The organism is uncultured Clostridium sp., from assembly GCF_937920395.1.
Lineage (GTDB): Bacteria > Bacillota > Clostridia > Clostridiales > Clostridiaceae > Clostridium_AD.
Map to the genome: position 1 here is coordinate 26,400 of NZ_CALEVF010000050.1, position 8,717 is coordinate 35,116.

The 8,717-nt window shown below is 31.2% G+C and carries 21 protein-coding genes; 7 read left to right on the forward strand and 14 right to left on the reverse strand.

Annotated elements, in window-relative coordinates; all coding sequences use genetic code 11:
* Position 1 precedes the first annotated feature (1 nt).
* The gene (locus Q0649_RS06165) at positions 2 to 547 is read right to left on the reverse strand and encodes a hypothetical protein (RefSeq protein ID WP_298838875.1); all 546 of its coding nucleotides are present in this window, start codon (positions 545 to 547) and stop codon (positions 2 to 4) included.
* A gap of 208 nt (positions 548 to 755) precedes the next feature.
* On the opposite strand from Q0649_RS06165, the gene Q0649_RS06170 reads away from it, so the two are divergent.
* Positions 756 to 956: a hypothetical protein gene (locus Q0649_RS06170; RefSeq protein WP_298838880.1), complete on the forward strand. Its 201-nt coding sequence runs from the start codon at positions 756 to 758 to the stop codon at positions 954 to 956.
* Positions 957 to 1,028: 72 nt separating this feature from the next.
* Here the strand turns inward: Q0649_RS06170 and Q0649_RS06175 are convergent, their stop codons facing one another.
* The 13 genes from Q0649_RS06175 to Q0649_RS06235 form a co-directional block, all read right to left on the reverse strand.
* Positions 1,029 to 1,217, reverse strand: coding sequence for a hypothetical protein (locus Q0649_RS06175; RefSeq protein WP_298838884.1), 189 nt, complete (start codon positions 1,215 to 1,217; stop codon positions 1,029 to 1,031).
* Between the two features lie 79 nt (positions 1,218 to 1,296).
* On the reverse strand, positions 1,297 to 1,437 hold the full coding sequence (locus Q0649_RS06180) for a hypothetical protein (protein WP_298838887.1): 141 nt from the start codon (positions 1,435 to 1,437) through the stop codon (positions 1,297 to 1,299).
* Between the two features lie 33 nt (positions 1,438 to 1,470).
* Positions 1,471 to 1,653 carry a hypothetical protein gene (locus tag Q0649_RS06185; protein ID WP_298838890.1) on the reverse strand — a complete coding sequence of 61 codons (183 nt, stop codon included), beginning with the start codon at positions 1,651 to 1,653 and terminating at the stop codon, positions 1,471 to 1,473.
* A gap of 1 nt (position 1,654) precedes the next feature.
* Entirely contained in the window at positions 1,655 to 1,897 is a 243-nt protein-coding gene (locus tag Q0649_RS06190) for a hypothetical protein (RefSeq protein WP_298838893.1), read from the reverse strand.
* 36 nt (positions 1,898 to 1,933) lie between these two features.
* The gene (locus Q0649_RS06195; RefSeq protein WP_298838896.1) at positions 1,934 to 2,737 is read right to left on the reverse strand and encodes a hypothetical protein; all 804 of its coding nucleotides are present in this window, start codon (positions 2,735 to 2,737) and stop codon (positions 1,934 to 1,936) included.
* Positions 2,738 to 2,739: 2 nt separating this feature from the next.
* Complete coding sequence (locus Q0649_RS06200; protein WP_298838899.1) at positions 2,740 to 3,564, reverse strand: hypothetical protein; 825 nt, start codon at positions 3,562 to 3,564, stop codon at positions 2,740 to 2,742.
* A complete protein-coding gene (locus Q0649_RS06205) occupies positions 3,561 to 3,788 on the reverse strand; it encodes a hypothetical protein (RefSeq protein WP_298838901.1) in 228 nt (75 codons plus the stop codon). Before Q0649_RS06205 ends, Q0649_RS06200 begins: the two co-directional genes overlap by 4 nt.
* Positions 3,742 to 3,933, reverse strand: a complete 192-nt coding sequence (locus Q0649_RS06210) for a hypothetical protein (protein ID WP_298838903.1) — start codon at positions 3,931 to 3,933, stop codon at positions 3,742 to 3,744. The genes Q0649_RS06205 and Q0649_RS06210 overlap by 47 nt, the downstream gene beginning before the upstream one ends.
* A gap of 10 nt (positions 3,934 to 3,943) precedes the next feature.
* Complete coding sequence (locus Q0649_RS06215) at positions 3,944 to 4,291, reverse strand: hypothetical protein (protein ID WP_298838906.1); 348 nt, start codon at positions 4,289 to 4,291, stop codon at positions 3,944 to 3,946.
* A 2-nt stretch (positions 4,292 to 4,293) separates the two neighbouring features.
* A complete protein-coding gene (locus tag Q0649_RS06220; protein WP_298838909.1) occupies positions 4,294 to 4,737 on the reverse strand; it encodes a hypothetical protein in 444 nt (147 codons plus the stop codon).
* Positions 4,738 to 4,755: 18 nt separating this feature from the next.
* Positions 4,756 to 4,947, reverse strand: a complete 192-nt coding sequence (locus Q0649_RS06225) for a hypothetical protein (RefSeq protein WP_298838911.1) — start codon at positions 4,945 to 4,947, stop codon at positions 4,756 to 4,758.
* A gap of 75 nt (positions 4,948 to 5,022) precedes the next feature.
* Entirely contained in the window at positions 5,023 to 5,400 is a 378-nt protein-coding gene (locus tag Q0649_RS06230; RefSeq protein ID WP_298838914.1) for a helix-turn-helix domain-containing protein, read from the reverse strand.
* 33 nt (positions 5,401 to 5,433) lie between these two features.
* A complete protein-coding gene (locus Q0649_RS06235; RefSeq protein WP_298838916.1) occupies positions 5,434 to 5,706 on the reverse strand; it encodes a hypothetical protein in 273 nt (90 codons plus the stop codon).
* Between the two features lie 861 nt (positions 5,707 to 6,567).
* Here Q0649_RS06235 and Q0649_RS06240 point away from each other — a divergent pair.
* The 6 genes from Q0649_RS06240 (at position 6,568) to Q0649_RS06265 (ending at position 8,509) form a co-directional block, all read left to right on the forward strand.
* Positions 6,568 to 6,948 carry a hypothetical protein gene (locus tag Q0649_RS06240; protein ID WP_298838919.1) on the forward strand — a complete coding sequence of 127 codons (381 nt, stop codon included), beginning with the start codon at positions 6,568 to 6,570 and terminating at the stop codon, positions 6,946 to 6,948.
* Between the two features lie 107 nt (positions 6,949 to 7,055).
* Entirely contained in the window at positions 7,056 to 7,304 is a 249-nt protein-coding gene (locus Q0649_RS06245) for a hypothetical protein (RefSeq protein WP_298838921.1), read from the forward strand.
* A gap of 143 nt (positions 7,305 to 7,447) precedes the next feature.
* The gene (locus Q0649_RS06250; protein WP_298838923.1) at positions 7,448 to 7,684 is read left to right on the forward strand and encodes a hypothetical protein; all 237 of its coding nucleotides are present in this window, start codon (positions 7,448 to 7,450) and stop codon (positions 7,682 to 7,684) included.
* 81 nt (positions 7,685 to 7,765) lie between these two features.
* Entirely contained in the window at positions 7,766 to 8,029 is a 264-nt protein-coding gene (locus Q0649_RS06255) for a hypothetical protein (RefSeq protein ID WP_298838924.1), read from the forward strand.
* A gap of 74 nt (positions 8,030 to 8,103) precedes the next feature.
* Positions 8,104 to 8,277: a hypothetical protein gene (locus Q0649_RS06260; RefSeq protein WP_298838926.1), complete on the forward strand. Its 174-nt coding sequence runs from the start codon at positions 8,104 to 8,106 to the stop codon at positions 8,275 to 8,277.
* Positions 8,261 to 8,509, forward strand: coding sequence for a hypothetical protein (locus Q0649_RS06265; RefSeq protein WP_298838929.1), 249 nt, complete (start codon positions 8,261 to 8,263; stop codon positions 8,507 to 8,509). The genes Q0649_RS06260 and Q0649_RS06265 overlap by 17 nt, the downstream gene beginning before the upstream one ends.
* Positions 8,510 to 8,717: the final 208 nt, after the last annotated feature.

The window sequence follows — 8,717 nt, forward strand, 5'->3', positions numbered from 1 at the left end:
TCTATCCTCTTTTAGCTGTTACTGCATAATACATTTTAATATTAGATTGCAAAACCTCTAAGAAACTACGCTTCACATTACCCTTTAGTTCTCCGTCAATAAGTTTTTCCTCTATGATTTCTGCTTCTATCGCGCGGATAGCCTTTCTAAATCTATCAATACTATCCATAGCATTCTTAATGCCGTTTGTGGAATTATCTTCTTCTAAAATTTTGAGTAAATCATCAATCTTACGATTATACATCTCCACCAATTCAATATTTCTATTATATTGTAAAGACTTATACGCCTCTATCGCTTTCTTTATTTTTTGAGGACGCTTATCTTCATCTAATAGTTCCGGCTTATTATCTTGCCATACATGCCATATAGCTTTAGATAGCCTTTGTCTTTCAGGGAATTGCCTATAAATAGAATTGTAATCATAGCAAAGTATGATAAATAAAATCTCCTTATCTGTTAGTAAACTAAGCTCTGGACAAAGTTTTATAACATCTGGATGTAATATGATGTTGTTTTTAACATCGGCATAGAATAACATAGACATAGCAAATAGTTTTTACGCAAAAGCGGTGGTATAACATCTCGTTACCCACCGCTAATTTAGTAATTTTTAATTAATCTTATATAAAATATTCCAATTAAAGGTTGCTGTTTTAGAGGACGGTACTAGAATAATCAATTATAGTGCTATTTTTAAAGCATTTGGACGGACTAAACGGGGTCGAGCAAAGAATGAAGTTCGTGTGCCCAATATGCCAGCTTTTTTAGACGCAAATAACCTTCAACCCTATGTTAGCAACGAGTTAAAGGCAGTGCTCAACAAATCTGATTATATTGATTTGAATGGCAAAGAAGATAGCGAATATGATGCAACTATACTACCTCTATTATGCAAAGTATATTTAGATGCAAGAGAAGAAAAAAAGCTAAAAACACAAAAAGTATCTCATTAGCTAGAGCTAGTGAGATACTTTTATTTGGATTATCTAATATTGAAACTAAAGTAAAAGCTATCCAAGATTCGGTTACCGAGTAATGATTAACTTATTTATTTCGTCTCTTTCAGTAGAATGAGATTCAGCAAGAGCATTCATAGCCAAAACTTTAATTGCATCCAATTTATTTTCATCTGAATATTCTAGTTTTAGAATTTTAGATATTTTCTCTAAGGCATCTGCTATTATATTAGCGCCGTTTTTAATGGTTTTTTCCATGATTTTTTTTAGTTTTTAATTGTTATTTATTTTTTAGTGTAAAATTGTATATAGTTACCTTAATTAATAATTACAATCCTTATACACCTAAAAACTTTTGAATCTTTTTAGCTTCTATTAAAATCTTATCTACAGGTATATTTTGACCGTATAATCCAAGACTTTCTTTTGCTAATTCGTAGCATCTCATTTTTAATTGTGCAATTTGTTCTGTTCCCATTTTATTTGTAGGTTTTACAAAGCCCTCCCAAGGCTATTTATGATTATTCTTATAAACTATACTTTCTCTTATGTATTTTTTGTAGTAACTCGGAGTGTCAGCGAATCTCTTATTATCATTTTTAATAAGTATTCTTATATCTTCATTAGCCACTACCATAGACACTATATATCCGCCTAGTAGTGTAATTGAAATTGATGTTATAAATGATTTCATTTTATTTTCCGTAAATATTATATATTTCTTTATTTAATTTATCCCTAAATTCTTCCCATCCACTAAACTTATCGTCAAATTGAGGAACTTTATAATTCCCTATAAACTTAACTACGACACTTGTTTCTTCTGAAGTATATTTACCTTCTCCTTCTCCGAATCCGCCGAAAGGAATAAGCGACAGTGTATTTAAACTACATCTATCACTACATAATACATACCTAACACACCACTTATTTTCCATTATTTTATGTTTTTTAATTCAATTTTGAATTAGTTTTTAAAATATTTCTTCTTCTTCGGATGTCGCAAATACATCTAAAGTTCCATCAAGCATATCTATTATTTCCCCTTTGAAGGTTTCTAAGAATATTTTTACATCATTCTTTAGATACATTATAGGTACCACTTCGTTAGCATAACTTAGTAATCTATGGTTACTATCAAATACAGGAGTTATTAAATCTATAAATAATCTCTCACATCCTCGCCCTGTTAATTCTTCAAATAAATGCGCGTAGAAAGACAACTGAAAACTTATCTTAGTGTACTTCGTATTGGGCAAGTGATTAAAAGGAGCGTGTAACCAAGGTTGTCCACTAACTGTAAATAAAGACGGTAGTCCTTTCTCAAAGCATTTAAAGTCTGATAAATGGAATTTGCTATCTTTTCTATTAGAAGTTAAACTTAGCTTATCCCAACTGCCAGCCACTCTATAATCTTTGGAATAAGGTATTCCTTGCTCGTATGTTTTATTATATACCTTATACTTCTTTAATATATCGGGAGCAAGCTCTGCTAAATCACTATCTTCTTCTGATATGGTAGCTGTTTGAGCATATCTTTCTAGTGCCTTGTCTATACGTGTTCCGTTAGTAGCAGTTTGTTCCCAACTTGCCTTTACATCATTCGCGGACTTATCACCATACTTGCTTACTAACTTACTTATCTTATCTGCGTCAAACTTCTTTACAAGCTTGCCATATAGTGCCGAAAATGAGATGTATTGCTTACCTTCGGAATCATAATACTTATGCTCGTTAGGTTCTAAATACACCTCATTTGGAAATAGATTGTGAATCATGTTTATTTTTTAAGTTTAACTTTTTCGGCTATTTCTAATGTCAAAGGTTCTATATTTGGTTTAGATTTTAGCATTGGCCACAAACCTTCTCCTTCAGGAATAGAATTACTTTCTTCTTTATCTACTAAATTCATATTAGAAGCATCAAATAATTCATTTTCGGCAGATACTACCTTAGTTTCTAAAGATACTTCTTCTGTTTCTCCTTCTTCATATACTTCATCAGGACGAATAACTAAGCACCCTAACTTCTCTAAGATGCCTTGACAATAATCAGCTTTTTCCTCCGCCGACATCTCATTCAATTTATCCATATCCATACTTTTATCCTTACCGTGACGAATATAACTTATCATTAAGTCTTCATCACTAATCTTTTTCAATCCTTTCTCGTACTGCTCCACTTCTTCTAATAAAGACTCAATAACATTCATTACCGTATCGAAGTACTCATATCCATCACTAGAGTCTGTCTTGGGTGTAGTTAAAGTAATAGTCTTAGTATCAAATACTCTACTCGCTACTTTAATTTTGAAGTAACCAGTTACTCCTCCTTCAAATTCAATACTTAATACATCACATCCTTCTAATAAAGTTACTTTCTCTGCTTTACGAGTTTCATCTGTGATAAGTCCGCAAATATCTAAAGCAAAGAACCTAAATTCTTTAAGCTTATCTTCTAAGTCTGCATTTATAGGATGACGTTTAGTCAACTTGAATCCATCTTCCGTAATCTTGTTATCCTTAGCTACATCTTCTCGACCTTCTAAGATTAATCCTTTTAATCCGCCTGTCTGTACAGTGATTTTTTTAATTGTTCTTTTCATATATATTTGGTTTTATTTGTTATGTATTCTTCTTCTGATTTTAATAAAGACTTATTGTGCTTTTCTAACCAAAAAACATCACAATCATTTGTGAATTTCTCGCAATATTCAGCTAATTCTACCATTAACGAAACCCTTTTCTTTACCTTAAAACTTCTTTGTTGTTGATATTCGTCGTTACTTGCCATTATCTCTATCTTTTTTATATTTTTTCCAATCTTCACTTCCGTATAAATCAATCCATTCATCATCTGGAAGTCTAATTAAGATTGGCTTATTAGCTTTAACAAAATGTTCTACTCCATTTACATCTAAATATCTCATTCCTGTTATCGTAGTTGGCCCACTTATATACCCTTTTTTATACATAATACTTAAATTAAATTATTTCACCCCACGAACTCTCACTATCTTCAAAGAAAAAATAGTCATCTATATTACTCCATACAATAATAGTAATGCATATCTTCTGGTCCCACCTCCTATAAGTCTTAGGTTTATCTTCTAAAAATCCTAAATCCCTATTTATGTCTTGCGCAGGCATACCAACCTGTAAACTAAAAGGTAACTTATTACCATTAGCATCAAAAGCTAAGTTATCTCTAGCATATATCGTAGCATCTACTATTGGATCATTCTCTCCGCCACTATACAATTCTACTCCAGCCAACATATAGTTGCTATCATATATCGCATAAGGCTTTATTCTATTCTCTTGTTTCACCATGGCTAAATTATTGATAATTGTTTTAATAACCTTGAAAATTCTGATTTATTTTTAATTTTACCTCTAAAAATTAATTCGTCATAATACTTCCATTCTCCCATACAAACATCTTCATGGGTTTGTTCAATTTCTATGTTCTGATATTCTAACTGACCCGTTAAACAATAATTACTTAATTTATAAGTTCCTTTTCCGTCAAACTTAAACCCAAAACTTTCTATATCTTCTTTATCTAAGTATTTTACTCTAAACTGTTCTGAATACAGCTCTTCTTCATCAGAATGCTCAATTGCACTATAAGCTATATTCACTAAATCAGTATCACAAATCTGCTTATTCCATGTTTCTTTTCTAATTTTACATTGCCATTCACATTCAAACCCAACATGAAATTCCTGAATACTTGGCGTATAATATTTTTCTTTTTCTGAAACTTTGTTTTCCATTATTTTATGTTTTTTAATTCAATTTTGAGTTATATTCTTAATTTTTAAATAGTGAGCGTACACCATATCATTAATCTTACTTATCGGTCCATAAGGAAAACAAGTTTTATTCCATAATATCCAATCCACATCTTCATCATCCGATTCTGGTAGATAATACCTTACTAATTCCTCAGGACTTATATCCTCTATTAATGTTAGCTTCTGCATATAATCAATTTTCTACCCGCAACTTCGGCGGTACCCTTATTCTTATCTCCCATACATACTTATACTCTAATTATCTTAAAAGGTCACAATTATTTTCTTATATAATTCTTCAATTTTATTTTTATGATAATTAATCCTATCCATAACACTTAAGGTAATATTAATAGAGTTCAATAAATTATAATGCTCTTTATATACTTCACTTTTATTAATGTATTTATCATGCATTTTAACTAAATATATCACACTACTATGGTCTCTATTTACAACTAAACCTATACTTTCATAACACTCTTCGCCATCTCTTAGTAATTTACAAATCAACGCCCTTGCCTCAACTACCTTAGCTATTCTACTACCACTTTTAATATCATTCTCGGAAATATTCAATCCCTTACACACTCTATACATAATAGAGCTTGCGTAAGACTTATTCTTTATTTCAAACCTCATATCTTCTTAGTTTTATATATTACATTACCCCAATTACTTACTAAAATCTTCAATCTTTAAACTAATATTACTCCCTTCTCCAAAATAACTACACCCTAAACAATTACCTAATCCATAATGTAATGACGTAACACAGCCTAAACAGCCTCCATGGAACACGTAATGAGCTTTCTCTGACTTATATTGCCTAGCGTACTCCTTTTCGTTTAATCTCCTTAAATCTTCTAATCTATGAAATTCATCCCACCCTTCCTTAGTCTCAAACCCAAACGTACCTTTGTCACTTATTACTACTCCATACCCCATATCTTTTTTCCTACTTATACGTCACAAATAAATAAAAGTTACACTTTAGTTACACTTTCCTAAAAAAAAATATAAAAATATTTTAAGTAAGGTAATCCAATTGTTAATTATATCAAAGAAAAAAAATTATAAAAATATTTTAAGTGAGGGGACTATATAGCCTGCTTTCGAAAAGTATAATCGAAATGCTGGTACGGGGGGAGTCAAAAGCTAAAATAGGTTTTAAGACAAAAGGAATTAGGGATTAGAAAGGAGGGTTTTATACCAGTTAGCTTGTTGGTTTATGGATATGTGTTTGTTTTATCCTTGTTATATTTTATATAGTCATTACAATAAATTAATACTTTGGTACATCCGCCGCCTTGCATAAACAATTTGTATAGTCCGCCGATAATTAATAAGCTCGAACAAACACGCATTTATAATTCAATATTGAATTAGTTTTATATGATACAATTAGCATAGCCGTTTACAAACGACTACAATTAGATAAGACGCATAAATATCCTAATCGCTTAGAATCGCATAGAATTAATTTAGCGGACTATTGTAAGGTATATTGAAGCTATTAGAATTAGAGATAAGCCTGCCGTTTATCCTATATATCTACCACTTATGTAATATATCCAAAAAATAAGAGTTTGGCACGATATTAATTTGAGCATCGGCGGACACTCAACAATACATTCAATCTTACACAACTAACGTCAATTAACGTCCAAATCTTATACTAATGTGATGAGTGGTTAAACAAATTTGTTAGTGGTTATATAACTATGCGAAAAGCTTTTATTTCGTTTCAATCAGTTGTATATTTGATACAAGGAAACAAACTAACATAAACATTTAAAACATAAAGCCATGAACAGAAACACTAAACAAGAGTTAAAAAGCTTAATCATAGATGCTATTAACGACGGAAGATTAAACGGTAAACCAGTAAGTGAAATACACCACGAAGTGTTTAATACTGATTACTTTATCATAGGACGCTTTGAAGCTGAAAAATGGTTAATAGCAAACGGCGGAATATTTAACGCAATGGAGGTTATTAAGGACTACGAACAGGACCAGTTTGGCGAAGTTAGTACCGACTTATCGGAAGCCGAGCATGTATGTAATATGTATGTATATATCCTAGGAGAAGAGATTATAAACGAATTAAAAGTTATTCGCGATAACTGGGACGCTGATTGCGATGATGATATTTTACAAGACTTAAAACAAGAGCTTGAAGATTAAAAAGGGCGAAACCACCATTTGACTGAGTGGTTTTTATATAACCCTCGCATAAACGACACTTTATTTTTAATTCACTGAGTAAACAAACACTAAAAACCCTAGAAAACATGAGAAATCCACAAATAACAACTAGACTTAATGCATTAATGATGCAAGAAAGAGAAGAAAAACATAGCGCGATAGCCTGTATTTTAAGCGCATACAAAGAATTAGGCGTAATTAACTCAATAAACCAAGAATTCGACTGTATATGTGACCTCCAAGCACTCCATTTAGGTGATCTAAGCCAGATTTTAGGCGACTTAGTTAGTGACTTAGAAAGTAAATTGCACATGAGTATTTTAAAGCGTAAATAGTTGATAGTTAGATAGTTGGAGGTATAATAATTATATAATCCTCCCACATATTAGTCGTTTGTAAGCGGTTACAATTGGATAAATGGGGATATAGGTTGATTATTTAAAGGGAATTAGTATAAACAATTTAAAACATAAAGATAATGGAAAGTATAGATAAGCGGTTAGGTGGTGTTAGGAGTAACGTAGTAGCTTCTGATAGCTATTATAAGAAAGAGTTAGATAAATTAAATGAGCCTTTTGGTGATCGTACTTATAGTGTGTGTATATCAGATTATGAAGGAAATAAAACAAAGTGGTTAAGTCTTAATGTAGAGTATATAGATGAATTAGTATATTACTTACAAGTATTAAGAGAAGGATTAGTAAAAGGTGAGTAATTGGAACCGCCGCCGAAGAGCAAAAAGGAATTATAATTTAAACAATAAAATAAACAAATAACCCCCTAAAAATTAGAAATTATGATAACAAAAGACAATTTAACAGAAGTAATGAACTTTATTACGGAAGAGCAAATTAACGAAGTAATGGAGGCAAAAAGCGACTATATAAGGCTGAGCGTTTCATCTTACGGAGGCGTAAGACTTGAAACGGTTGATATTAACGATGAAGAAAAAGAAGAAAATATTATGGGCACTGGCGGACTAATAGCAGACAAAGACGATTTTTTAAGATTATTTATGGAAAGCGGAAGTTTGAACCCCTTTATATTGAAATATTGCTAGTAAACAAATTATAATTTAAACCAACTTAATAAATAGAAATCATGGAAGCAATAATAAAAACAACAGCTGTGTTAATGGCAATTATAGGCACATTTTCATTAGGTATAATGGTTGGAGAAACTAAAAATCAAAATAAATATGAAATGCCCGAAGAGATTGACTTAGTCTCAATTGATAGACAGGCACCAGACACAATGATTGCATTTAAAGACAGAAAAGGAACTATTCACTTTGGATTTAAACACTAAAAACTATATAACCATGGAAAAACAATTTAGAGATGCCTCCTTTATGATATTTAAAGTAGCATTAAGAGACAATAAAAGAACAGTAAGAGATATTAAAGACGTGCCAGCAGATACAACCGCCGATAAGCAACGTAAAATTGATATGATTATGCAAGTAAGACAAATACAACATGATACTATTCGCATGGCAAAAAATGAATACCCTTTAGTTAATTGGATTAAACACGTATAATCATGCTAGTAGTAACACTCCCATATAATACAGTAATAAGTTACATGAGATATGATAAAGAAGTTTTATCGTTAGGGTTTAAAAAGCCTGGTAATGTAATTCAGGAACGGAAGTATAATGCAAATAGCGGTATTGCTCATAAATTAGCTTATTGCAAGTCCGCTAAAGAAGTTTTATCATTTTATTCAAATGAAATTAAAAAGAAATG

Excerpts from the sequence above, each read along its gene's own strand:
- Q0649_RS06235 (WP_298838916.1), bottom strand. The coding sequence starts at position 5,706 with ATGGGGTATGGAGTAGTAATAAGTGACAAAGGTACGTTTGGGTTTGAG.
- Q0649_RS06230 (WP_298838914.1), bottom strand. The coding sequence starts at position 5,400 with ATGAGGTTTGAAATAAAGAATAAGTCTTACGCAAGCTCTATTATGTAT.
- Q0649_RS06245 (WP_298838921.1), top strand. The coding sequence starts at position 7,056 with ATGAGAAATCCACAAATAACAACTAGACTTAATGCATTAATGATGCAA.
- Q0649_RS06220 (WP_298838909.1), bottom strand. The coding sequence starts at position 4,737 with ATGGAAAACAAAGTTTCAGAAAAAGAAAAATATTATACGCCAAGTATT.
- Q0649_RS06170 (WP_298838880.1), top strand. The coding sequence starts at position 756 with ATGCCAGCTTTTTTAGACGCAAATAACCTTCAACCCTATGTTAGCAAC.
- Q0649_RS06165 (WP_298838875.1), bottom strand. The coding sequence starts at position 547 with ATGTCTATGTTATTCTATGCCGATGTTAAAAACAACATCATATTACAT.
- Q0649_RS06240 (WP_298838919.1), top strand. The coding sequence starts at position 6,568 with ATGAACAGAAACACTAAACAAGAGTTAAAAAGCTTAATCATAGATGCT.
- Q0649_RS06200 (WP_298838899.1), bottom strand. The coding sequence starts at position 3,564 with ATGAAAAGAACAATTAAAAAAATCACTGTACAGACAGGCGGATTAAAA.
- Q0649_RS06190 (WP_298838893.1), bottom strand. The coding sequence starts at position 1,897 with ATGGAAAATAAGTGGTGTGTTAGGTATGTATTATGTAGTGATAGATGT.
- Q0649_RS06260 (WP_298838926.1), top strand. The coding sequence starts at position 8,104 with ATGGCAATTATAGGCACATTTTCATTAGGTATAATGGTTGGAGAAACT.
- Q0649_RS06185 (WP_298838890.1), bottom strand. The coding sequence starts at position 1,653 with ATGAAATCATTTATAACATCAATTTCAATTACACTACTAGGCGGATAT.
- Q0649_RS06195 (WP_298838896.1), bottom strand. The coding sequence starts at position 2,737 with ATGATTCACAATCTATTTCCAAATGAGGTGTATTTAGAACCTAACGAG.
- Q0649_RS06180 (WP_298838887.1), bottom strand. The coding sequence starts at position 1,437 with ATGGGAACAGAACAAATTGCACAATTAAAAATGAGATGCTACGAATTA.
- Q0649_RS06255 (WP_298838924.1), top strand. The coding sequence starts at position 7,766 with ATGATAACAAAAGACAATTTAACAGAAGTAATGAACTTTATTACGGAA.
- Q0649_RS06250 (WP_298838923.1), top strand. The coding sequence starts at position 7,448 with ATGGAAAGTATAGATAAGCGGTTAGGTGGTGTTAGGAGTAACGTAGTA.
- Q0649_RS06175 (WP_298838884.1), bottom strand. The coding sequence starts at position 1,217 with ATGGAAAAAACCATTAAAAACGGCGCTAATATAATAGCAGATGCCTTA.
- Q0649_RS06225 (WP_298838911.1), bottom strand. The coding sequence starts at position 4,947 with ATGCAGAAGCTAACATTAATAGAGGATATAAGTCCTGAGGAATTAGTA.
- Q0649_RS06210 (WP_298838903.1), bottom strand. The coding sequence starts at position 3,933 with ATGTATAAAAAAGGGTATATAAGTGGGCCAACTACGATAACAGGAATG.
- Q0649_RS06215 (WP_298838906.1), bottom strand. The coding sequence starts at position 4,291 with ATGGTGAAACAAGAGAATAGAATAAAGCCTTATGCGATATATGATAGC.